Below are 24,173 nucleotides of genomic sequence, written 5' to 3' on the forward strand. Positions count from 1 at the left end.
ACCCTTTTGCTGTTTTTTATTTTGCTCTTGATAATCAAGAAAGCTTAATGTATAATCAAAATAACTTATTGTTCAATAAATACATTTTATTATTCACAGTACCAATAATTGAATACTGGTTTCCGTGTCAAACGCTCTAAAGGCCGCGCCCATGACGTTTGACCTGAGCATATGCTCGCAGGGTACAGCTGGAAACGGCTATGCCTTCCATTTTGAGAAGGGAACAAAAAAGTGCAGGAGCTATTTTCCGTGCGCTTTTTCGCTGTTGTCTATCAGCAGCCTGTTTGCCTTACCAAACAGGCTGTTTTTATATTTTTATGAGAAATCGAGGTATCGCGCCATGAATGAAATGGACGTCTGCGTCAGCAATCTTTCGGGCAATCCGGACGACTTTTTTAATATGCTGTATGATTTGGGCGGCATGGGCATCCTGCGCTTCAACGACGATTTCAGATTTTTATTTCTCGCCGACGAAGGCGGATATCTGATTTATTCGCATGCCGACGGCGGGCCGAACCTGGAAAAGGTGGCGTTTGCCGCCGGGTTAAAGAGTGCCAGATTAATGGAGCAGCTTGCCTGCTGTGCCGACCAGCTGTTTCATATCCGGTTTCACCCCGGATTGGACATCTGCTGCGTTATGCTTGGCGCGGAGCAGACCATCCGGCTCTATTTCCCGCCGGAACGGGAAGAGCCCGCTCAGCCCGGCGGCGCCGATTTACCGGCGTGCGGACAGTGAACGGAAAAATAAAGAAGCATAAATTCCCGGCCTCCTTCAAGCTCAGGCCGGGAATATTTATATTAATGATCGTGGACCGCTACAGCTTTACGGGCGGTTTTTGAGGCGCGGCATCGAGTTTGAAGCGAGCCGCTTGCGCGGGCAGCTTCTTTTGGTAAAGCCGATTGACCAGGGCGATCACCCGTCCTACGCCCACCGCGGCCAGTACGGTGCCCAGGCCGATGCCGATGATTCTTCCGGTGGCGGCCATACTAATGGCGGCGGCCACAGCAACGCAGGACGCATCAAGGATATTTTTTACAGCCCCAAGCTTTTTGCCCGTCCGCTGCGATACGGCCTGCACGATGCCGTCGGCGGCGTTCGGGAGGATATTCATCATCATGGTGAGCGCCGCGCCGAGCCCTGTAAAGAAAATGCCCAGCACCAGCAGAACCAGATCCGTCGGCAGATCCTTGCCGCCGATGGTGATAAGCTCGCCGAAGAAATTGATGAGCACGCCGAAGATAATGCTCAGCGGAATCTGCAGAAATTGAACGGGGCGAAACCTTTTTCTCAATATAACGAGCTGGCCTATCACGAACAGAATATAGAAGCCCGCGGTGACGGCGCCCAAATTCTGCCCCCATATGACCGCAATACTGTACGGAACGGAAATAATCGGCGAAACGCCAAGATTCGCCTTTGTATTCAGTACAATCCCCAGCGCCAGAGTGAGCAGCCCGCAGATATATATGACGATGCGATTAAATGTTTTCATCTCGTTTGTCTCCAATTAATAAATATATTTTATTAAATGATAACATTTACTTATCATATAGTCAAGACCACCACTCCATAAAATAATAAATAAAATTTATTATTTGATAAGTTATATTTATAGAACATATTCCCGCATGCCATTCGCCGAAGGCATGCGGGAATATGTTCTAAGGGTGCTTATTTAACGGCTGTTTCAGATGGGATACGCCGGCGCCACATGGTTCATGGTAATCCATTTCAGTTCGGTGAACTCTTCAATAGAGAAGGTGCTGTCCTCACGGCCCATGCCGCTGTTCTTGACGCCGCCGAAGGGCGCGCGCCTGGAGCCCATGACGGTGGCGGCGTTGACGTGTACCATGCCCGACTCCATTTTCTGCGTTAAAAACAGCGCCTTCTGCAGGTCGTTGGTCAAAACCGCGCTGGACAGGCCGTAGGCGTTTCGGTTGCACAGGGACAGCGCGTCCTCCCAGTCCCGGGCCCTGACCACGCAGGCCAGCGGCCCGAAGGATTCCTCGTGAAACACCGTCATTTCCGGCGTCACGTCCAGCAGCAGCGACGGCTGGTAAAACGCCCCGGTATGCTTCCCGCCGGCGGCAAGCCTCGCCCCTTTCGAGACGGCGTCGGCGATCTGGGCGTCCAGCACGGCATACTGCTTATCGTTGATCAGCGGCCCGATATTTGTCTGCGGATCATGCGGGTCGCCCACCTTCAAGGAATTGACCTTGGCTGTGAAGCGCCGGCAGAAATCGTCATAGATATCCTGCTCGACAATGATGCGGCTGCCGGCCATGCAGATCTGGCCCTGGTGGAAATAGGCGCCGAAGGCGGTGATTTCCACGGCCTTATCCAGGTCAAAGTCCTTGAGTACAATGATCGGATTTTTGCCGCCCATCTCCAGCGTCGTTTTCTTGAAGCTTTTGGCGGCCTTGACGGCGATATCCCGGCCCACCGCCGTCGAGCCCGTAAAGGCCACCATTTTGATTCTGGGGTCCTCCACCAGCGTATCCCCAACGATGCCGCCCGGTCCGGGTATGACGCTGAGAACGCCTTTCGGCAGCCCGCCCGCTTCAAAGCATTTGGCAAGGATGATACCGCTGACCGGCGTATCTGACGCCGGCTTCAATATAAAGGCATTGCCGGCAGCCATGGCAAAGGCCACCTTGTTGAGCGCCAGGAGGAGCGGGTAGTTGAACGGCGCGATGCCTGCCACGACGCCCAGCGGCTGCCGGATATAATACGAGGTCTGCCCCGGCATGTCGGCGGGGACCACGCCGCCATCGATCCGGCGGCACTCTCCGCCGGCGCCCCTGATGATATTGATGCATTCTATGACCTCGCCCATGGCCTTCATAAAGGTGGAACCACTTTCCCGAATGAGCAGCTCCACGATTTCATCCTTGTGCGATTCCATATAGTCGGCAGCTTTCAGGAAAATTTGCTCTTTCTGCTCCTGCATCACGTCCGCCCACTGGGGCTGCGCCTTGACGGCGGCGCTGACGGCCAGCTCGACCTCGGCCGGTCCCGCCGTATGTACCCGCGCAAAAGCCCGGCCCGTGCTCGGATCGATGTCGTCCGTAACTTTTCCGCTTGCGGTCTCATGCCATTCTCCGGCAATAAACAGTTTGTATTCTTCCATTGTAACTGCTCTCCTTTTTCAGTGTTTTATTATCCAAAACACGTTTTGGCAATACAAAAATAAGCAGCCTGTTCTGAGAGCAACAAAACAGGCTGCCGGATAGCCGCGCAACACTATAGACACATGGAGATATCCCCATGTGTCGGTTCGTCCCCTTCTCAAAACAGAAGGCAGGGCCGTTTCCAGCCATACCCCGCGAGCCTGCGGCTCAGGCCAAACGTCATGGGCGGAAGCCTTTAGATCAATTTGGCGCGGAAACAAAATATGCAATTATTCTATTCAAGGAATAAAAGAACATTATGCTCGATAAATATAACTTATTATATAATAAGTTATATTTTTTATCAAGCATAATGTAACAATTATGTGTAAAATTTTGCGGCGGTCACGCCTTATGAGGGCTCTGCGAAGGCTCCTTGTGAAACAGCTCTTTGACAACCTCGAGAAAAAGCTGCGCCGAAGGATTGTGCAGATTATTGTGCCAGGCGATCACATACGTTCTGTGCGTATCGACCCCGGTTATCGGCACAAAGGCAACGTCATCCGAATAAAAGACGCTGCTGATGGCCTTGGGTATGATGGAGATACCGAGCCCTGCCCCAACGGACAGCAGGACCGATTCGGCGCGGTCGTACCGGTTGACGATCTGCGGGGTATAGTTGTAGTACTTGCAGATGTTCATGATCTGCGCGTATAGCGCCGGCCCTTCGGCCTCATCGAAGGTGATGAAGGGCTCGTCCTTCAGCTTGGAGAAATCGAGAGGCTGCCCGGCCATGGGATGGCCCTTGGGCAATATCAGGCAGAGCTGATCCTCGTGCGTGACGATATAATCGAACGTTTTGCCGGCAGGAATATAGTCCAGAAGGACGAAATGAAAATCATACTTATTTTCGTTGATCGCCAGGATTTGCGCGTTGCCTGATGTAAACGAGATATCCACAAAGATTTTCGGGTGCTTTTTATAAAATTCGGCCAGGCACCTGGATACGATAGCGCTCGAGGTGCTGACGGCGGAAACCGACACATGCCCGAGGGCGCCGCTCTCCGCCTGCTTGACGCGAAAGGCCGCCTTCTCGGCCGTCTGCACGATATCCAACGCGTACGGCAAAAATTCTTTGCCGGAATTCGTCAGCTCCACGTTGCGGTTTGTCCTGATAAAAAGCCGCGCCTCCAGCTGTTTTTCCAGCTCGTTGATATGATGGCTGATGCCCGGCTGCGTCATGCCGTTCTGCTTGGCGGCTTCGGTGAAATTCAGCGTCTGCGCAATAGATATAAAGCATCGCAGCTGCGCGATATCCATAGCCGGTTCCTCCTTTAGAACTCCTGCAGGATATTATAGCACAACTTGGCAAGAAGGAACACTTTTATCTGATGCGCGTTTTATCCGTTTGGGTTTGCCCGGGATTCAGCGGGGGCTTTTCCCCGCCGGGTCACGATGTTTCAGGATGGCGGACCCGGTCTTGCGGGGCAGCGTCAGGATTTCCGCCAGAGCCAGGGTGGCGAAGACCGCCAGCAGGATGAACGCCAGGCGGTAGGCCCAGGCCTGGGAGGACGCGGCGCCGAACAGCTCGCTGCCGAAGCGGAGGACGACGACGGTGACGGCGATGCCGATCGCCTGCGCCATATTCTGCGTGGTGGAGGCCAGAGAGTTGGCGTCCCGCGTTTCCTGTGCGTCCAGCTCGCTGAAGCTGAGGGTGTTATAGGAGGTCAGCGCCAGCGACCGGCCCATGCCGCTCAGGGTGATCACCACGATCAGCAGAAGCACCGGCGTCTGCGCCGTGAACCAGCCGCTCACCAGCATCGTGGCGATCACCGCCAGGAAGGAGCCGATAAATACGGGCTTAAAGCCAAAGCGGTTCAGCAGCCACGTACTGGCGGGCTTGATCGCCACGTTCCCCACAAAGATGAACAGGACGATGCTCCCGGCGTAGGCCGGCGACCAGCCGAATTCATTCTGAAACAGCAGGGTCAGCAAATACGGCGCGGAGCCGACGGAAAACCAGAACAGCGACCCGCCGACCTGTGAAATGCGAAAGGTCCGGTATTTCAGCACCTTCAGGTTGATCAGGGGGTTCTGCGCGCGCTTTAAATAGCGATAGGTCAATACGAGCTCCGCGGCAAAGAGCAAAAACAGGACAAGGCCAAGCGTCCACGAGGCCGCACTGTCGGCCAGGATTTCCGAAGCCAGCACCAGCCCTCCCGCGCCGACGCCGATGAGCGCAAAGCCCTTCCAGTCCAGCCGGGCGGTGCGGTCGCCGGCGGTATCGTCGAAAAACCGGCGGCTGAGGAAAAAGGCGACAATGCCGATCGGGACATTGATCAGGAAAATCCAGTGCCAGGAGGCGTAGGTCACGATCAGGCCGCCGATCAGCGGCGCGATGGCCGGGGCGATCAGCGCGGGCCACACCAGAAACGAGATGATCATTAAAAGATCGCTTTTAGGCGCCTTCTGGAGCACGATCAGCCGGCCGACGGGGAACATCATCGCCCCGCCGATTCCCTGCAGTATCCGCGTGGCGATCAGGAGCGGGAGCGACGGGCTGAGCGCGCAGCCCAGGGACGCCGCGGTGAAAATCAGCACCGCCAGTAAAAATATCCGTTTGACGTTGAAGCGTACCGACATCCAGCCGCTGATCGGAATGAACACGGCCAACGTGATGATGTACGCCGTAATGGTGATGCTCGCCAGCGCGGTGGAGGAATGAAAATACACGGCAATGGTCGGAATCGCCGTGGTGATGATCGTCGCGTCCATCATATCCATAAAGTGGCACATGGCCACGATCAGAGCAACCCGTTTCAGCTTTGTTTGATCCATAATGACTCCTTCTGTGTCTCCCGAGGCAGCGCGCTTTGTTGAACGAACCGTCAAAAAGTGATGAGGATTTTATTCTAACTTGACTAAATATTAAAGTCAATAAATATAGGGGGTACCTCAAGCTTTTGAGGCACTCCCCTATGGTTTAGCGGCGTATTTACGGCTTCTGGGCCGTCAGGATCTTCTGTACCTGATCGTCCGTCAGGTCATAATTCAGAAATGTTTTATAAAAGCTCTTTGCTTCGGAGGCAATATCGAGGTCCTTAAACAAATCGGGGTTTATTGTCTTCGCCGCCCACTGGATTTGCAGGGCCTCCTCGGCGCCGTACCGGTCCCATAAAAACGCGCCGGCGGGGTTCTGGTACACCTGTCCCTTCTGTACCGCCGCGATGCTGGCCCAGTTGGGGTCTTTTGCCAGGGTTTCCGAATTTCCTGCGTTGCCGCCGACGATGATCACATCGGGATTCCAGGCGATCACCTGTTCCATGGTAACCTGCTGCATGTTGGACTTGACGCTCGCCGCCGCATTGACGCCGCCGGCGACGTTGATCCAATCGTCTATGATCGTATCGCTGCCGTCCACCTGCAGCGGGGAAAGCGACGTAACATGCAGGACCTTCGGGCGGTCCGCAGCGGCGATCTTGTCGGTGACGGCCTTGATGGACTCGAGCTTACCCGACAGATAATCGTTGTAGGCCGCGGCCTTGGCGACGGCATCGCCGCCCAGAATGTCCCCGGTCAGGGTGACGCATTTTCTCATTTCGTCAAAACTTGTGAACATCAGCTGCACGACAGGAATGCCCATGCTCTGCAATTTTTCGATGTTCTTGTCCGAGGTGGAGCAGAAAACGATATCGGGGCTCTTCTGCACGAGCTCCTCCAGGTTAAAGTCCGTGCCGAACGTACTCAGCGCGTTGGACAGGCCGGGGCCGACCAGGTACAGCCACGGATATGTTTTCTCGTTCATGGCCGTGGCCACGATTTTGCTGTCCGCACCCAGCATGACCGCGATCTCGTTGTGGGCAAACCACGCGTCGGCGATTTTATTCACCGTCGCCGGGATTGTCACTTCTTTGCCGGCCATGTCGGTAATGGTCCGCGGACCTGTGCTGTCTGGCGTCTGGGACGGCGAGGCGTTCCCAGAGGGCGACGCGCTTTGGCCGGACGGCGGGGTCGGCTCAGTACCCGCCGTTGACGCGCAGGCTGCGATCGATAATGCCATCATCAAGGCAAGCAGAACTGATACTACTTTTTTCATTGTCGATTCTCCTTTTTCATGTTATTTATGTAAAATCCCGCGCTCAGTCAAGCATGGGAACGCAGGCCTTGACAAGCTCTCCGTTTTCGTTTTGCGTCTGCGTGATTTTAACGTCGACGCCGTATGCCTGCCGGAGGTTTTCCTCCGTGACGATCTCGTCAACACCGCCCAGCAGGAGCTCCCCGCCTTTTTTCATCAGCACGACCTCCGTGGCGCACAGAAAGGCGTGGTCGGGCGAATGTGAGGTCATCAGCACGCCGAGGCCCCTTTGCGCGAGCTTTTTGATCTCCGCGAGGACCCGGACCTGATTGCCGAAATCCAGATTCGACGTGGGCTCGTCCATAATCAGCAGCTCCGGCTGCTGGGCGAGCGCGCGGGCAATCAGCACCAGCTGCCGTTCCCCGCCGCTGATCTCCGTATATATCTTGTTTTTCAGATAGCTGATTTTAAGCCCCTCCAAAACCGACACCGCGATGGAAAAATCCTGCTTTGACGGGGACGCGAACGCGCCCAGATGCGCCGTCCTCCCCATAACCACCACGTCCAGCACCTTAAACGGGAAGGGCGGCTCGTGTGCCTGGGGGACATAGCCGATGCTCCGGGCCACATATTTCTGCGGCAGCCCGCTCATATCCCTGCCGTCCAGCAGGATCGTGCCGTCCAGCAGCTTTTGAAAGCCGAGGATCGATTTGAAGAGCGTCGTCTTCCCCACGCCGTTGGGCCCCAAAAGGCAGACGATCTGCCCGGTGTTGATGCTCATTGAGACATTTTGCGAAACCACATGCGTACCGTAGCCGCACACGGCATTGCAGACCTCCAGCCTCATAGCCACCCTCTTTTCCCTTTGAGGAGCATGATGATGAAAAAGGGCGCGCCGATAAGGGCGGTGAGAATTCCGATCGGAATCTCCACCGAGAACAGGGTCCGCGCCACGTCATCCACAAACAAAAGATAGCTCGCGCCCATGACGATCGACGTTGGGATGAGCACCTTGTAGTTCGGCCCCACCAGCAGCCGGGCCAGATGCGGGATCACCAGGCCCACCCAGCCGATGATGCCGCCGATGGCCACCGAGCCGGCGGTCAGCAGCGTTGAGCACAATATGATCACAAGCCTCAGCCGGCCGACATTGATGCCCATGGCCCTTGCCTCCTCGTCGCCGAAGGACAGGGCGTTCAGCTTCCACCGCAGCAGAATGATCGGCAGGGCGCCGACAACGACCGGGATCAGAAACATCAGCAACTCCCTGTACGTTATTGTGGAAAGGCCGCCCATCAGCCAGAAGGTGATGGCCGGCAGCTTGTTCGACGGGTCGGCCACGTATTTCGTGATGGATATGAACGCCTGGAACATTGTCGAAACGACAAGGCCCGTTAGCACAAGAATAAGCACCGAGGTGCTGCCCCGCCCCACAATTTTGCTGACCAGGTACGACAGCCCCACCGCCGCCACGCCGAAGACAAAGGCCGTGGCCTGGATTCCGAAATTATTGAAATCCAGGAGCAGCGCGACCGCTGCCCCAAAGCCCGCGCCGGCGGAGGCGCCGAGAATATCCGGCGACACCATGGGATTTTTGAACAGGCCCTGATACGCGGAGCCGGAGAGCGCCAGCGCGCCGCCGATCATGACGGCGGACAATATCCGCGGCAGCCGCACCTGGAAGATCACGATGTTGTCCGCCTCGGACCACGTCTGCCCCAGATGGAAGAGCTTGGCCACAAACATATAGCAGACCTGCTTGAGCGGGACGGAAAACCTCCCCAATACAAACGACGCCAAAAACAACACAATGGGAACTAAAATGATCACCAGGAGAATAATCGTCCTTCTCTTGTTTTCCCGGCTTTCGAGAAGCTGCTCCGCAGCCTCAGGCGCCAGTTCCGGCAGCGGCGCGCCGGAATTCTTACGTTGGTTCATGCTTCCTCCTTTTGGTCGTCACTAAGTAATGCGCCCGCTTATCCCTGTTCAAACCACGCATTGCCCTTTGCGCCGATAATGTCGAGGATATCATCCTCGTAGATTTTGCTTGACACGGCAATGTGCGGCAGGCATTTATACCGGGCGGGCGTGTTCGCGGCCAGCCTTTCATAAAAGGGGTCTCCGATGATCAAGTCGAAGGGGCGGCTGTTAATGAGCTTTTGCGCCTCGTCCTCCGAGGACAGTCTTTCATCGCCCGGCTCCAAAAGCTCTGCGTCCATTTCAAAAAAGCTCGACACCGTGACGTCCGTGATGCCGTAATCGCACCGGAGCATATTTCTGATAGAGCCGGCCAGCACCTGCTCGCCGATAATGAGCGCCCTGTCCGGTCTCACCGGCGGAATGGGACCGCGCGCGCCGGAGGCGTCCGTCCTCGCCGGCAGCCCGGGCCGGCTGCCGCATGGGACGCCGACCGTATAGGGAATACCGTATTTTCTTTTCATCATCCGCGCCAGGGGCAGGCCGCAGCCCGCCACGACGACGTTGACCGCCGCGTTGACGGAATTCTTCAGGTTATCAAGGGTATCGATACAGCCCCATTTCGAGATGACCTCCAGCCCCTGCTGCTCAAAAAAGCCGTGCAGGGCAACGATATTCTTCGTCCCGAGATCCATCGTCAGGGCGCCGAGGAGGTTGACGGTGCCGGGTATCTCCCGGCGTTCGCCGTCCAGAATACAGCGCCCCATCGCCAGCATGGCCGCGGCCGCGCCGACGTCATAAAACCGGTGCCCTGTCACATCGATCGGGAACGCCGGCACGCCGTATTCCTCCGTGATCTCCAGGCACGCCGCTTTGAGGTCGGTCCCGATCAGCATCGAGATGGGGCTCCCCGCCAGGGCGATGAACCGGCACTCCGGCATCTCGTCGTATAGCTCCTTCAGCCGGCGGCGAAGCTGCTCCCGCGTCCCCATGATCACGTCCATATCGGACAGCTGCGCCGGAAAGACGTTGACGCGTTCCGACGCGCGTGTTTCGTCATAGATGCAGTAATTTGAAGCGCAGCCCTGCACATCATCAAAGAGCAAAAGTCCCTCCATGCCGAACAGGGCGTTGGCAACGCCCGAGGTATCAGGCGCCGGGGGCGGCAGCTTTCTCCACAATTTCTTCACTGATTCTCATTCTCCCGTTATAGGCCGCCGTCAGAGCTTCAAGCAGCCGGTCAATCAGGGCAAACCCGGTGAAAAATTCCCCCGGCTGCCCCCTTCTTACCTCCAACAGCGCGCAGAAATGATCCTTCCTGATCGTATTGGATTGATTTCTGGAGGACACGAACGTTACAGGCACGGCGGTATTCTGCGTCACCCAGTTTTTGCAGTCGGTCTCTTCCGCGACGAATTCGTCGATCCTGATTTCCCCGACGTGAAACCCCTCGTCGATCAGCGCTTTGGCCACGGTAAACGGATGGGTGAGCTTCCGGCCGTCCACGGAAATCGGCGTGTCCCCGAGCAGTCGGCGCGTCCGGTGAAGCAGGCGTTCGGTCATGGCGGCGCGGTCCTCATAGAAAAGCTCCACGTTCAGCGCCTCGGCCAGATGCGCGTACTGCTCCTTGACCGCCGGAAGCGAGACAGTATACGACATGTCGAGCCACGGTATGCCGAGTGTTTTTTCCATTTCCCTGGCGGCGCCCACGGCCTCCGGCTCGGTGACGATATTGAGGGATGCGCGGGCCATTTTTTTGAAATCATCATATGTTCCGCACAGCGACACGTGGCGCAGCTCGGCGCCCGCCGGCTTCAGGAGCCGGGCCAGCTCATTCTTCGGCGAAAGCGGCTGGACGGGGCCGAGGAGGTTGACGCCGTTGTCGCGCCGGGGCCCATCCTCCGCCGCGGCCGTTTTCAGGAAGCCCGCAATAAGCTCATTGATATTGCGGCTGATCGTCTTGGCGCCTTTCCTTGCCCGGTACATATTCAGCCTGTTGATCTGGACGCATTCCACCGGGATGCCGAATTTTTTGCCGATGGCCGAGGTAAGCATCTCAAAGTCGGTGCCGATCAGCGCGTTTTCACAACAGGTGACGAGTATGAGCGCTTTGGCGCCCGCCTCCCGCACCAGCTCCCCGGCCGCTTCCTCGATGAGCTCAACGTAGCCGCCCGTCACAATGTCCGTCTCGTCCAGACAAAGGTGCGCGATTTTGTCCTTGACCTGCACCATCGATGTCAGGATATCGTGCCGTGTACAGACGGCGGGCCCGGCAAACAGTATCTGGCACTCGGGAATAACCGCGTAAGAGGCGTAAACGCCGCTCTTAGCGGAACCAAGGCCAAATTCAAGCAAATCGTTCATGTTTTGTCTCTTTCATCTTCCGCACAAAAATAAAACGGGCGTTTGACTCACAAGGTCAAACGCCCGAAGCTTCGCGCCGTACAAGCCATACAGGCTTGTAACAGCATTTTTGTTTATATAGAAATACAAGCGTCTGACAGAAAAAGTCAAACGCCCGCAGCAATACTACAAAACAACCTACAGGCTTCTTTCCGCGCGGGCATCCCCGCGTTATGGGAGGCAGCACCGTTTCCAGCACTGCCCTGTGAGTAAAACTCAGGGTTATCCGGCATAGTCACCCTTAGCCGTATAATCTCGAAGCAGAATATTCAATTATTGTTTAAAATAATATCCAAAATCAGATATTCTGTCAACTGTGAGATTATACACAAGAATTCTATATAAAAAATCGGATTTTTATATATTCCCCTTAATCCGCCGGTTTTCTCCTGCTGAGGCACACGTTGACAGTCCGGCAAAACCCCCGATCGAAGATTTTGCCGGACTGCTCCTAAGCCTCGACGCTTAATCCATATGCTTCAACATTTTTTCGCTGATCATCGCGGGTATCGATGAATTCCACCCTGTCGATGTCCTGTTCCTCGGGATTTGCTTTCCAGTAACGGGAATTGCGGTTGACGTGTATCCCTAAAAGGCTTGTCCCCGCGCCGGCCCAGACCGGCAGATGGCGCTGATCCCAGTTCCAGCCCGCCGCAGAGCCCAGGTCGAGCCCGCGCAGCACCAGCCTGGCCATGGCCACGAGCCGCTTGCCTTCCTCAATGCCGCACGGCGGATAATCCTTCATCGGCGTCGTCGCCGCCGGCTGGAATTTGGATATGTAGACATAATCCAAGTTGGGGAACTCCAGGAGGGAAAACAGCGACAGCACATAGTCTTCATACCGGGACTCCTGCGGGCCGAGGCCGGCCATAACGGCGGTCATCGTCTGAATTCCGTAGTCCTCGAGCTTGTGGGCAAACGCTATCTTCTTTTCCAGATTGTCTCCCGGCTTGACGGCGCGGAACACCCTGGGATTCATGATCTCAAAGCTCGCCCCGATTCGGACAACCCCGAGCTCCTTCATCTCCCGCAAGACCTCGTCGGGCATGGTTGCCCCACAGTTGACGCTGATTTCAACGTCCGTGTGGCCGGCCTGCCGGATGCCCCGCACGATTTTCAGCACGTCTCTGCCCTCTTCGGCCTCCACAGTCCCGCCGCTCAGGCAAATCTTGCCGACATTGTGTTCCTTAATGTACTGCACGCCGCGCAGGATTTCCGGCAGTTCCAGGCACCGCCTGCCGGCGTCCCGCCAATAAGGGCAGTACCGGCACAGCGGCTTGAGCGCGCACGGCGTCACGCTGGCGATCCCCGCGTGGTAATAAAAAACGTCGCCTCGCGTATGATGCCGGACATCTCTCGCCGCCGCGTAAAGTTCTTCGGCCAGCTCGGGATCTTCCGTCGCTTTAAAAAGCCGCAGCGCCTCCTCCGGCGTTATCCGTTCCTGCCTTGCCTTTTGCAGTATTTGCTCAAATTGATTGTCCACGACCTGCTCCCCGCCCCGTTATGAAAGGCCGTTGGACTTTGCGTTGTTGAAATTGGGCGCCATGATTTTGAAGTCTTCGTCGGTTAAGGTGTAATTCATAAACGTCTGATAGAACTTTGTCGCTTCCGCTTTGACGTCAATGTCCTTGAAGAGGTCCGGGTACATGATCTTGGCCATCTGCAGGACGCCGAGCGCCAGCTCCACGTCGCCGTTCCACTGGGTAACGCCCATCGGCATGATGTACGCGTCGCCGTTCTTGACGGCGGTGATATCCTGGTAGCGCTTATCCGCCTTCCAGTCGTCATAATAAGCGGCCATTTTGCTGTCGTAGGGCGCCGTCACGATGGTCTGGAAAATGAAATCCGGATTCCACTTTGTCACGTTCTCCGCGCTTGTCGTGAAATATCTGTCTCCCGCCGTTGCCGCGACATTGATGCCTCCGGCGTATTTGACGCAGAGGCCGCAATCGATATTGTCCGCGAACACCTCGAGTATGCTGGACCTGACGACAAGCGCCGTCTTGCGCTCGGATTCCGGAATAGTGGAAACCCGCTCTTGGACCATAGACAAAATATCGTTTGTGTAGTCAAGATATTTCTGGGCCTTCTCCGTCTCTCCGATCAGATTGGCGATACCCATGAGCTCGCTGTGCCAGGTCGCCATCACGTCGTCGGAATCCTTTACCGTGATGCCGTCCACATACACCGGCAGATTCAGGGATTGCATCTTCTTGTTTGTCTCAGCTGCGGAGTTGGGCGAAATGATGATATCCGGGTTCGACTTGACCAGCTCCTCCACATTCACCTTGTCGAAATTTCCGTAGTCCGGAAGGCTGGTCAGCTGCGGATAGGCGTGCCTCAGCCACGCGTAACGGCTGGTGTCGGCCATTGACGAGACCATATCGATCCTGCCGAGCAGGGCAAATGCGCCCAGCGCGCCCATCCAGGAGGTAATGGCGACCTTGTGCAGCTCGGACGGTATCGTCACATCGTTGCCCGCCAGGTCCTGTACGGTCCTGGTTGACGAGGTCGGCTGCGCGCTGGCGGACGGGGACGCCGGCGCTTGGGCGCTGGCGGTCGCCGCCGGGCTGCCGTCGGCCGGCGACCCGGCGTTTTGGCTGCAGCCGCCAAGCAGGGCGGCCAGCAGGGCGATTGTCAGAACAATGCCGGTTCCTCTCTTTAACTTTCTCATTTGTTTTTCTCCTTTCGATATCTCCTTGAAAAATCTATATCGATGCATCGCTGCATTGATAAGCTTAATATTGGTCCGCGTCAAGCTGGCGGATCGTGCGCTCCCCGTAAACCAGACGTGCTTTGACCGTTTCTCCCTTGCCGCGGGGCGCAGCCGACGGGCCCAGCTCGATCGTGGCCGTACCGTTGACAAAGCAGTCCACAGTATCGCCCATACGCAGGGACTTCAGCTCATAGCCAGAGCCTGTCCACCGGAGATTCACACGCGGCATATAAACCGAGCTCCCTCTGGGCTTGAAGCCCTCGCCCAGGACCGCATCCACTTCCGCGCGTTCAAAGCACGGCACGCAAAGAAATTGCTCTATGATCGGGGGCAGAAACTGCTCGGTCACCATCATGGCCGCATGGGGCGGCCCCGGGATGCCCAGAACATATTTCCCGTCGATCGTCCCCAGTAACGTCGGTTTTCCGCCGGGCCCTATCGCGGCGCCGTGGACCAGAATCCTGCCGAGTGCCCGGACCGCCTCCGCCGAATGATCGCCGTATACGGAGCCCTCCTGGCCAAGTCCGCCGATGAGGATCAGAATATCGGCGGCGCCGGCGTGCCTTTGTATAGCCTCCCGAATTGCCTCCGGGCGGTCCGCTATGGGTTCTTCCACCGCTGTTTCACAGCCGCAGAGCTGTGCCACCGACTCGACCATGATGCTGTCGGCCTCCATGGACTGGCCGGGCAAGGGCGTCAGCCCCGGCTTTTGCAAATCGTCTCCCACCGGCAGTATGGCAACGCGCGGCTTTTTGAACACCACAGCCTGCTCCACCCCGGACAGGCGCAAAATCGCCAGATGCGACGGCTCCAGCCGGCGTTTGGCCCTGACGATCAGCTCGCCCTGGCGCACGTTGGCGCCGCAGCGGGTCACCCCCTCGCCCTTTTTAGGCAGCGCGGCAATGCTGACGCTTTGATCGTCCTGGTATCCGCAGAGCTCCCAGGGGAGGAACGTATCGAATTTTTCAGGGATTATTTCGCCCATCGCGAGCCTGAGGTATTCGCCGTCATGCAGGAAGTTTTCTCCCCGCGCCTGCTTTTCGGCCGCCAGATCCCATGCTATGGCGATGCCGTCATGCATGGCTCTGTCCGCGTTCGGGACATTCCATTTTGCGTATATATCTTCCGCGGTCACGCGGTGCAGGGCGTTTTTAAGCGCGACGGTCTCTGTTTTTCTCTGCGCTTTCACCTCCCGAAACAGTATCTCCAGCGCCTCGGCTTTCGTGGGCAGCTTCGACATCTGCCTGTGGCACCGGACCGTGCAGGTGCCGCAGGTGGTCTGGCAGCTTTTTATTTTCATATGGGATGCTCCTTTAAATTTGTCAGGATAACGGCACGCAGATCTTTATATCGGACGCGTCCGTAGCGGCGTACCGCGGCTGAATGCCGGTATTGATGATTTTTGTCTCGACGGCGTACAGGTCGCGGAGGCTTTCCTCCGTAATCACGTCGTTCGGTCTGCCCACGGAGTATATGCCGCCGTCTTTGAGGAGAAGCGCTTTATGCGAATACAGAAAAGCGTGGTCCGGGAAGTGCGAGGCCATGATAATGCTCAGGCCGTTTTGGGACAGCTTATGGATCTGATTCAGCACCATTTGCTGATTGCCGAAATCCAAAGCGGCCGTCGGCTCGTCCATAATCAGGATTTTCGGCAGCTGTGCCAAAGCCCGGGCGATGAGCACCAGCTGCTTTTCCCCGCCGCTCAGCTCCTGATACCGTTTATCCACCAGCCTGGAGATGTTGAGCTGCCGGATGGCATCCTCCGCGATCTCCTCATCCTCCTTTTTGGGGGAGGCGAACAGCCCCAGATAAGCTGTCCGGCCCATCAAAATGACATCCAGCACCGAATACGAAAAAGGCGGATTGTTGGCCTGCGGGATGTAGCCGATCGTTCTGGCGATTTCCGCCCTGGACCATCCGGCGATGCTTTCGTTATCAACGGTCAGCACGCCGTTTAAAATCGGGATCAGCCCGAGCATCGACTTAAACAGCGTCGATTTCCCGGCGCCGTTCGCGCCCAGGATACAGAGCACCTCGCCTGAGGAAACGTCAAAATTTATATCTTTCAAAATCGGCTTATTGGGCGCATAGCCGCAAACGCCGTTTTTCAGAGCGAATACCATCAGGACGCCTCCTTTCCCCGGAGCATCAGCGTGATAAAGAAAGGCGCTCCCACAATGGCGGTCAAAACCCCCAGCGGTATTTCCACGCTGGACAGGGACCGGGCAAAATTGTCCACCAGCAGCAGGAAGCTGCCGCCGATAATGATGGCCGCGGGTATGAGTATTTTATTATTTGACCCCACGATCGTCCTGGCCAGATGCGGAATGACCAGGCCGACCCAGCCGATCAGGCCGCCGATGGAAATTGACGCGGCCGTCAGTATTGTCGAGCACAAAATGACGACAAATCTCAGCCGCTTCGTCTCGATTCCCAGCGCTTTGGCCTCGTCGTCGCCCATCGACAGAACATTGAGGCGCCAGCGCAGGAGTATTAACGGCACCGCCCCCACGGCCATCGGAATAAGGGCCCAGGTAATATCCGTCAGCGTAATATTGGACAGCGTGCCAAGCAGCCAGAAGGTGATCGTGGGGAGCTTGTCCAGAGGGTCGGCCAGGAATTTCATCAGCGATACGAGGGCACTGGCCAGCGACGAGACGAAGATGCCGGACAGAATAAGCGCCAGCGACGGGTCCCGCTTTATTCTGCCGCCGACAAAACAGGAGCAGCCGACAGCGATCAGGCTCATAATAAAGGCCGATATCTGCACCCAGACCGCGCCGAAGCTGTTGAATATGGCCAGCGCGGCGCCAAAGGACGCACCCGCGGACGCGCCCAGGATATCCGGCGAAACAAGCGGGTTTTTAAAAACAGCCTGATAGGAGGTGCCAGCCAGCGCCAGCGCCCCGCCGATCAGCACGGCCGCGATGATTCTGGGAAAACGGATGTACAATACGACGGTTTCAAAGGATTTCGGCCAGTCTCCGTGAACGGGAAACACTTTATTTACAAATATCAGTACCACGTTCCACAGGCTGATGCCGTCGTACCGCCCAAAGTTAAACGAGCCGAAAAACAGCACAATAAAAACGGCGATGATGACGCTCATCTTGACTCTTAGTAATTTTTTCTTTCCCAGGCGTGTTGCATTTTGATTCATCTCATATCCTCTCCCCGGTATTTCACCGTTTACTGCAGGTTTTCGAGGCCGCATAACAGCTCAACCTCAATTTCCTCCCCGGCCGCATAGCCCGAAGCGCCAATCGGCGCGATAAGCATCGCGTCGGCCTTCAGCAGCGCATATGGAACGCTTTTATCGCGGCCGATCGGCCCGGCATAATAGCGGCCGTTTTTCTCTGTCAGGACAAACCGGTAGAACATTTCATAATCCGGCCTTTTTTCAAGGGCTTTTTCCAGCGTTGCCTTCATTTTCGGGCGCACCGGCATATTCAGGCCAAGATAGTGATGGACCAGGCCGGATACGCACCAGTCCAGTGCCAGAAAGGTCGCCAGCGTCGGGCCCGGAAGATTCACAACGGGTTTGCCGCCGATGATGGCAATCGCCACCGGCTTGCCCGGAATCGCTTTGATGCCATGGCGGTATACCGCCGCTTTTCTTTGCAGCAGCGTCGCGTTAAAATCCTCGGCGCCCTTTGAGGAGCCGCCGTTGATGAGGACGATGTCGGCGACATTCAGGGCGCTGTCAAGCGCCTGCTCCAGCTCCGCGGGTTTGTCCTTGATGATCGGATAGCAGCTCGGCTCGGCGCCCCACTGCTTTAAAAACTCGGAGACCATCAGGCCGTTTGCCTCGATGTTCTGTCCGCGCTCCGGCTTTATCCCCACGTTGATCAGTTCGCTCCCCGTCGGGATATAAACGACCTTTGGTTTCTTTATGACCTCCAGCTGGTAAATGCCGCCCAGAGCGAGCACAGGCAGATGCACCGCCGTCAGCCGCGTATGCGCGTCAACCAGCAAGTCGTTTTCCTCAACAGCGGTCCCGGCTTTTCGTATGCCGTCGCCCTTCTCGAACACAAAGTCATCCGAAAAGCAAAGCTTGCCGCCCTTGTCGTAATAGATGTCCTCGACGGCGATGATCGTATCGAATTCATCGGGGAAATCGTCGCCGGTATCGGCCTGGGCATAGTCCGCGCCCTTCACCCAGCCGGAGGTGTCGGGAACGCCGTCTATAAAGTTTTCAGACTTTACGGCGATGCCGTCAAACTGGGACGTGCGGCAGACAGGCATGGAATTGACCGAAAAGACCGGCTTTGCCGTCACGCGCCCCGCAGCCTCGCGCAGGGATATCCATTTTGTTTCTCTGTTCACCGTCCATTCTTTCTTCAGAAGCGCCACCGCTTCGTCTCTTGTGACGGTAAGATCCTCATTGCCATTCATATAAAACCCTCCTTTGGATTCACACAGATTTAAAAGTTCGCCAGCGTCAGGCGATCCAGCTTTCAATGGTCTTCTCAAATTCCCCGCCGATGAACAGCGGGGCTTTGTCCCAATACAGCCGTCCGGATATCGCCGGATGCGGGAGTCTCCGGCAGTCGAGCGCCGCGGCGGCCGGAATGTCCGCGATGAGCGGGTCGGCGATCATCCCGGCATAAGCATGGCTTTTCAGCAAATCAATCAGCTGCCTCTCGCTCTTCAGATACAGGTCGCCGGGTGCCGCCAGGTCGGGCTCGAGTCCAAAAAAACTGGCGACGGCGATACGCTTTTTGCACCCCTTTTGATAAAGCGCGTTTCTCAGGGAATTGGAGATAACCTGCTCCCCGACAATCAACAAGGCCGGTGCGGCGCCGCCGCCGGCCGGGCCGATACTTACAGCTCTGCTCAGCCGGTCTTCCCGCGTTTGCTTGAGTGCCTGAATAATGGTTCGGCTGTATTCCGATCCCAGCGGACTGCCGACCACGTAAGGAATTCCAAACTCGGCCGCCATGAATTGGGCCGCCTTCAGCCCTGCCGCGGACACAACGAGATTGACATCGGCCGATGCGGCCCGGCGGAGCTGCTCCAGCTCCGTCTTCGTCACGAAAGTGCATCCTGTCTGAAAACCGTTATCCCGCAAAAGCGCCGTCAGCAATGCGCCGTTGCCGTTCGCGGCGTAGTCAAGGGGCGTGAAGCCGAATATGTTGACACGGCTTTCCTGTGCTTTCACGTCCGGGATGGCGAACCTTTTCAGCAGCTTCAAATATGCCGCCGAAATTCCGGCGTTGTAATATGTAAATCCGGTGGTGTCAAAGCCTATGGCCGGAAAACCGCTGCCGGCCTCGATTTCATGGGCAATGCCGGTCATATCCCTGCCGATGATGGCCGGAACGGGACTGCCAAGAATCGCGATAAACTCCGGCTTGAGCTCCTGCGCGGCCTCGATCGTCTGGCGGATCAGTCTCTCCTCATCGCCGAGCACCGCCTCGATTGTTTTGAGCTTGGAGCAAAATGCCGTCTTTTTCTCCTCAGCCCAGCGCGGCTCGTCGCAGACGACATAATTGCGCGTGCAGCAGGCGGCGTCGTCGATGACGATGAGGCAATTCAATTCGTATAAAGCCGAGCAGGCCCCGGTGTAATCGCCCGCAAACGGGGGCAGATAAATCGATAACCGTTCCATTTACCGCTTCTCCTCGCAGGCCTTGCCCATGAGCTGCATCAATTTCCGAACTCCGTGGAAGCCGTAGAGCGCTTCATCGTTGAAAATATCCACGAAACAGCGCGCCTGCAGCAGGTAGGCGCAGTCATATCCAACAGCGAGACACTCTTTGTCAAGCCCATATCCGGTAAAAGCCCTGGTGTCCCCCGTATGGATGAGCATGAGCTGCGGGAAATTATCCTGCAGCCATTGGCGTTCCGCCGTATCATCGATTTTTGACTTTCCCGCGAACACCGCGGCAACGTTGAAGCCGTAGCCGAGCAGCGCTTTGGCAAGCGCAAAAGGCCGCATGGTCGCGGAGGAATCAATAATAACCGGCGTGGGACCAACGCGCTCTCGGGTCATGCGGATAATGCGCCTTGTCTCGGATATTTCCGCCTGCAAATCGAGGCATTTTCTGCCCAGCAGGGCCGCTATATTCCGATAATTGCCGGCGATCTCATCTATTTCATATGTGGCCGGATTGACGTAATACGGTATACCAAGCCTTTCGGCCATGTTTTCGGCCGCGAGCTCGCCCATGGGCGTCAGCACCAGGTTCAGCCGGCTGTCCGCCATTTCCTGATACGCCGCGTATGTGCCGCATTCAAACAGCTGCCGTATTTTGCCGACGCCGCATTCCGACATAACGCGAAAGAACTCGCCGTCCGGATCGAAGGGCGCATAGCTGCCAATCAGATTGATACCGCTGTCTTTCTTCCCGGTATACTCCAGAAATTCATACATCTGATGATGCAGGCGCATACCCGGCGATATCTTTTCGTCCGAGGCAATAGGATCGTGATGACAGGCGATAAAGCGAAGGCCAGGGAAACGCGCTTCAAGCTCCTCCAGCAAAGCCTTTTCGTCGGTATTCAGGAAATTATCGACGCAGCTGAAATAGAGCGTAAAAGCTTTTGGCGGCGGGTCCAGCACCGTGACGAGCTCGGCGATGGCTTCATAAATATTGCTCTCGTACTGCCCCGATACCGCATCCTCTTCCGCGATGTATAAAAAAGAAAGGAAATTTTTCTCGCCGTTTTCATAAGCGCGGAGCGCGATTCTTCTGCCGCAGGCCGACGGGCAGACATACAGGCTGTGGCTTTCCGGAATACGCAGGATCGTTTTTTTCCTGCTCCTGTTCGGAATATAGTAAGACAGCGCGCTTTCGTTCTTTTCACTCATTTTTGCACACCTCAAGCACGCGCCGCGCCAAGGTCCGGTAGCTTTCGGCGATCTCGGATTCGGGGTACAGCTCCATAACCGTTTTGCCCTGTTCCTCTCCGCGCTGTATCAAATCAGAGCGCGGCACGGCGGAAATGACCGTACCGTTCGTCTCCTCCGCAAGCTTTTGAACCAGCGCCGTCTCATTTTCAACATTGCGTCTGTTCAGGATGAGCCCTCCGTATCTGGCGTAATTCCTGCTTCTGAAATTCTTCAGCGCCTCGGCGATATTGGAAGCGGCGTACATGGACATCCTCTCGCCCGAGGTGACAATAAAAACGATATCCGTATAGTCGCCCCTGAGGGGCATGGCGAATCCGCCGCAGACAACGTCGCCAAGCACGTCGTAAAGGACGATATCGGGCCGGTAGACCTCATAGGCGTTCAGGGCCGCCAGTTTATCGAAGGCGGTGACGATCCCGCGCCCGGCGCACCCGATCCCGGGCGTCGGCCCGCCCGCCTCCACGCACAGAACGCCGTTGTATCCGGTTTGCACGACGTCCTTGAGTTCTATCTCGTCCCTTCTGCTTCTGATCAGCTCCAATACCGTCGGGATGCGTCTGCCGTTCGTCAGCATCGTTGTCGAATCCGACTTCGGATCGCAGCCGATCTGCATCACCTTATAGCCCGATAAGCTCAGCGCCGCGGACAGATTTGACGTGGTCGTGGATTTGCCGATGCCTCCCTTCCCGTAGACTGCGATCCGATACATCTCTTAGTCACTCCTTCATAAAAACTAAACGGGTAATCAACCCATCGTCGATCACCCGAAAATATCGCTAAAACATGCGGCTTCATAATCTCGCATGCGCTTAGCAGGACAGAGAACACAGCACGCACCGGATAGCATACCTGGCGTCTGTTTCCATCTGCTTTTCAGGCTTCTTTCCTGGCAGGATGATTCTCCTGCGTCATGGGAGGCAGCGGCGTTTCCCCCGCTGCCCTGTGAGAGAACTCTCAGGATAAACCGGCATAGTTGCCCTTAGCCGGAACACCTCGAAGCTGTTTATTTAGATTTGTATATGCATGAAACAGTTAAAATTTTCGCGTTACTTTGGCATTGTTAACTTAAAGTGATTATGGTGAAATTCTATCAGGCCCTCCTGCTGAAGCTTGCTTAATTCCGTGGATAAGGAACTGCGCTCGATATATAGGAAGTCGGCCATTCCCTGACGGCTGAACGGAACGTCAAATACGTCGCTCTGATGCTCGTCGCGCTCATAGGATAAATACGTCAGTATCTTCTCCCGCAGCGTCCTTCGGGATAAAATATCCACCTTTCTGAACAGGCGGTAATTTCTCTTGGCCAATATTCTGATAATATTCACGCTCAGCCTGGACAGCGCGGACACGCAGTCGGCGCTGCCGGAATCCAGCTTTTTAAAATCGAGATACAGGCAGACGCAAGGCTCGGTGGCCATGATGGTGGACATGTGATAATGATTATCCGCAAAGGTATGGGTACAGCCCAGCAAATATCCGGGCGTTATGTATTCCAAAATAGAGCATTTGCCCCAGGCGTCATATTTTATATGCTGGCCGCGGCCCGAAAGTATGCAGCCGGACTGCACGGGTTCAACAGCGGAAGTGCCGATCGTGTTAATCGGCTCTCCGGCGTCAACGATTTCCACCACAGCCGTCAGATAATCCAGCAGATATCGTATATCTTCCTCGTCAAACCCGCGGAACAGCGGCTGACTTTTGATGAGCTCCATGTATTCGAGATACTTTTTTTCGGTTTTCACATCACTCACTCCCAGACGAAATTCAAAGGCTGCGCCGGCGCCGCTTCAAGTCTCACAAATTGAAATTCCGCACCGCTGCGCCATTGCCCGTTTATCAGGCCGGGTATCCCGGTATTCGATGTTATCATAAGCAAACGTCGCCGCCTGCTGCCTGCCGCTCCAATAATCCACCTTCACGTTGACCGCCAGCGCAAACAGATAGTTCCCTGCGCCGGCATTCGTCGCCTGAACCCGCTCTTCCTCCGTCCATCCGGCCGCCGTTGTCACATCAACCGAACGGTATGCCAGTCTTGCTATCGCCACCAGCCGGGACGCCTCTTCCACCGAGCAGCTTTCCCAATCCCGCATTGGGATCGCAGGGTCCGGCGTAAACTTTGAAATATAGATGCCGGACAAGTGGGGAAACCGCGCAATGTCGAACAGCGAGTTAACATAATCTTCATATCTCGTTTCTGCCGGCCCGAGTCCCGCCATAATTCCGGAGCTTAAGGCCAGCCCCGCCCTTTGTATATCCCAGGCGAACTGAATTTTCCTTTCGAGATCGTCGCCCGGCTTGACCTTTTTAAAAACCTCCGGATTTGTAATTTCGAAAACGGCCCCGACGCTGTGAACGCCCCACGCCTTCAGCTGCGCCATGGTTTCAACGCTCATGGCGGCGCCGCAGTTGACCATAATCTTCATATCATGCAGGCCCGCGTCATAAATCCTTTTGACGATATCAAGGACCTCCCTGCCCTCGCTGCCCAGCGTCGTGCCCCCGCTGAGGTGAAACTCCCTGACGCCTTCCCGCCGGAAAAACTGTGCTCCCGCCACAATCGCCTCTATCGGCGTGGCGTGCTGGTCCTTTTTTCTCCAGTACGGGCAGTAGTTGCACAAAGGCCGCAGCCTGCAGGGCAGAACGCTGGCGATTCCGCCGGTAAAGCGGAAAACGTCTCCGGTTAAATTTTTCCGCACAGTCCGGGCCGCTTTAAACAGCCTGCTTCGGCTCTCCTCCGTTTCAGTGTTCCGGAACAGAAACAGCGCTTCCTCCCGGGTAATCGGACGCGCAAGCGCGTTCGTCAAAATTTCGTCCAGGTTCAATGCAATGGCCGCCTTTCCGGCTTTCGCAACGCCAAGCCGCAGAATCAAAAAATAAAAGCCGACTAATTTTGAGAGTCAAAACCAGCCGGCCAAATACAGACCTATCCCTTTAATGCAGATTGCTCTGCTTAAAAAATAGACTTCCTTCTCAACTAGTGAAGGCCGGGCTGTTTCCTGCCCAACCCCGTAAACCTCTCTGGTTTAGGCTCAGTATTCATGGGATACACGGCATCCTTTAGAATAAAAAGCTCGGAATTCAAATATTAAAATTTA

General features: G+C 56.0%; 21 protein-coding genes and 5 riboswitches. Of the genes, 1 reads left to right on the plus strand and 20 read right to left on the minus strand.

The annotated features are described in order from the left end of the window. The first annotated feature begins 108 nt into the window (after positions 1–108). Positions 109–239: riboswitch (molybdenum cofactor riboswitch) on the plus strand. Positions 240–340: 101 nt separating this feature from the next. After that, on the plus strand, positions 341–736 hold the full coding sequence (locus BUB60_RS19750; RefSeq protein WP_143162303.1) for a hypothetical protein: 396 nt from the start codon (positions 341–343) through the stop codon (positions 734–736). A gap of 79 nt (positions 737–815) precedes the next feature. On the opposite strand, the gene BUB60_RS08400 is transcribed toward BUB60_RS19750, so the two are convergent. The 20 genes from BUB60_RS08400 to BUB60_RS08495 all read right to left on the minus strand — a co-directional run bounded on the left by BUB60_RS08400 (position 816) and on the right by BUB60_RS08495 (position 23,900). Then, a complete protein-coding gene (locus BUB60_RS08400; RefSeq protein WP_073077709.1) occupies positions 816–1,493 on the minus strand; it encodes a YczE/YyaS/YitT family protein in 678 nt (225 codons plus the stop codon). A gap of 195 nt (positions 1,494–1,688) precedes the next feature. Further along, entirely contained in the window at positions 1,689–3,131 is a 1,443-nt protein-coding gene (locus BUB60_RS08405) for an aldehyde dehydrogenase family protein (protein ID WP_073077711.1), read from the minus strand. A gap of 135 nt (positions 3,132–3,266) precedes the next feature. Further along, positions 3,267–3,400, minus strand: a riboswitch (molybdenum cofactor riboswitch). Between the two features lie 116 nt (positions 3,401–3,516). Further along, positions 3,517–4,431, minus strand: coding sequence for a LysR family transcriptional regulator (locus BUB60_RS08410; protein ID WP_073077714.1), 915 nt, complete (start codon positions 4,429–4,431; stop codon positions 3,517–3,519). Positions 4,432–4,536: 105 nt separating this feature from the next. Next, positions 4,537–5,949: an MFS transporter gene (locus BUB60_RS08415; protein ID WP_073077716.1), complete on the minus strand. Its 1,413-nt coding sequence runs from the start codon at positions 5,947–5,949 to the stop codon at positions 4,537–4,539. A 157-nt stretch (positions 5,950–6,106) separates the two neighbouring features. After that, positions 6,107–7,207: an ABC transporter substrate-binding protein gene (locus BUB60_RS08420; RefSeq protein ID WP_073077718.1), complete on the minus strand. Its 1,101-nt coding sequence runs from the start codon at positions 7,205–7,207 to the stop codon at positions 6,107–6,109. Positions 7,208–7,250: 43 nt separating this feature from the next. Further along, positions 7,251–8,033, minus strand: coding sequence for an ABC transporter ATP-binding protein (locus BUB60_RS08425; protein WP_073077720.1), 783 nt, complete (start codon positions 8,031–8,033; stop codon positions 7,251–7,253). Further along, positions 8,030–9,124 carry a FecCD family ABC transporter permease gene (locus BUB60_RS08430; RefSeq protein ID WP_084726349.1) on the minus strand — a complete coding sequence of 365 codons (1,095 nt, stop codon included), beginning with the start codon at positions 9,122–9,124 and terminating at the stop codon, positions 8,030–8,032. Before BUB60_RS08430 ends, BUB60_RS08425 begins: the two co-directional genes overlap by 4 nt. 38 nt (positions 9,125–9,162) lie before the next feature. Further along, complete coding sequence (locus tag BUB60_RS08435) at positions 9,163–10,293, minus strand: nitrogenase component 1 (protein ID WP_143162304.1); 1,131 nt, start codon at positions 10,291–10,293, stop codon at positions 9,163–9,165. Next, the gene (locus BUB60_RS08440; protein WP_073077724.1) at positions 10,253–11,467 is read right to left on the minus strand and encodes a nitrogenase component 1; all 1,215 of its coding nucleotides are present in this window, start codon (positions 11,465–11,467) and stop codon (positions 10,253–10,255) included. The genes BUB60_RS08435 and BUB60_RS08440 overlap by 41 nt, the downstream gene beginning before the upstream one ends. A 168-nt stretch (positions 11,468–11,635) precedes the next feature. Then, positions 11,636–11,779: riboswitch (molybdenum cofactor riboswitch) on the minus strand. A gap of 178 nt (positions 11,780–11,957) precedes the next feature. After that, positions 11,958–12,989: a radical SAM protein gene (locus tag BUB60_RS08445; RefSeq protein ID WP_073077726.1), complete on the minus strand. Its 1,032-nt coding sequence runs from the start codon at positions 12,987–12,989 to the stop codon at positions 11,958–11,960. A gap of 18 nt (positions 12,990–13,007) precedes the next feature. After that, positions 13,008–14,180 (minus strand): ABC transporter substrate-binding protein, encoded by a 1,173-nt coding sequence (locus BUB60_RS08450; protein ID WP_073077728.1) that lies wholly within the window; start codon positions 14,178–14,180, stop codon positions 13,008–13,010. A 64-nt stretch (positions 14,181–14,244) separates the two neighbouring features. After that, positions 14,245–15,522, minus strand: coding sequence for a molybdopterin molybdotransferase MoeA (locus BUB60_RS08455; protein WP_073077730.1), 1,278 nt, complete (start codon positions 15,520–15,522; stop codon positions 14,245–14,247). Positions 15,523–15,544: 22 nt separating this feature from the next. Next, positions 15,545–16,345 carry an ABC transporter ATP-binding protein gene (locus tag BUB60_RS08460; RefSeq protein WP_073077733.1) on the minus strand — a complete coding sequence of 267 codons (801 nt, stop codon included), beginning with the start codon at positions 16,343–16,345 and terminating at the stop codon, positions 15,545–15,547. Next, positions 16,345–17,382: a FecCD family ABC transporter permease gene (locus BUB60_RS08465; protein ID WP_073077735.1), complete on the minus strand. Its 1,038-nt coding sequence runs from the start codon at positions 17,380–17,382 to the stop codon at positions 16,345–16,347. Before BUB60_RS08465 ends, BUB60_RS08460 begins: the two co-directional genes overlap by 1 nt. Positions 17,383–17,411: 29 nt before the next feature. Beyond that, positions 17,412–18,617, minus strand: a complete 1,206-nt coding sequence (locus BUB60_RS08470; RefSeq protein WP_073077737.1) for a molybdopterin molybdotransferase MoeA — start codon at positions 18,615–18,617, stop codon at positions 17,412–17,414. 46 nt (positions 18,618–18,663) lie between these two features. Further along, a complete protein-coding gene (locus BUB60_RS08475) occupies positions 18,664–19,833 on the minus strand; it encodes a nitrogenase component 1 (protein ID WP_073077739.1) in 1,170 nt (389 codons plus the stop codon). Then, complete coding sequence (locus BUB60_RS08480) at positions 19,834–21,036, minus strand: nitrogenase component 1 (protein ID WP_073077741.1); 1,203 nt, start codon at positions 21,034–21,036, stop codon at positions 19,834–19,836. After that, entirely contained in the window at positions 21,029–21,787 is a 759-nt protein-coding gene (locus BUB60_RS08485) for a nucleotide-binding protein (protein ID WP_073077743.1), read from the minus strand. The genes BUB60_RS08480 and BUB60_RS08485 overlap by 8 nt, the downstream gene beginning before the upstream one ends. Positions 21,788–21,940: 153 nt before the next feature. Then, a riboswitch (molybdenum cofactor riboswitch) is annotated at positions 21,941–22,089 on the minus strand. Positions 22,090–22,124: 35 nt separating this feature from the next. Then, a complete protein-coding gene (locus BUB60_RS08490) occupies positions 22,125–22,820 on the minus strand; it encodes a Crp/Fnr family transcriptional regulator (RefSeq protein ID WP_073077745.1) in 696 nt (231 codons plus the stop codon). 45 nt (positions 22,821–22,865) lie between these two features. Further along, the gene (locus BUB60_RS08495; RefSeq protein ID WP_159435370.1) at positions 22,866–23,900 is read right to left on the minus strand and encodes a radical SAM protein; all 1,035 of its coding nucleotides are present in this window, start codon (positions 23,898–23,900) and stop codon (positions 22,866–22,868) included. A 125-nt stretch (positions 23,901–24,025) separates the two neighbouring features. Continuing rightward, a riboswitch (molybdenum cofactor riboswitch) is annotated at positions 24,026–24,167 on the minus strand. Between the last annotated feature and the right edge of the window lie 6 nt (positions 24,168–24,173).

The organism is Sporobacter termitidis DSM 10068 (genome assembly GCF_900130065.1).
GTDB classification, from domain to species: domain Bacteria; phylum Bacillota; class Clostridia; order Oscillospirales; family Oscillospiraceae; genus Sporobacter; species Sporobacter termitidis.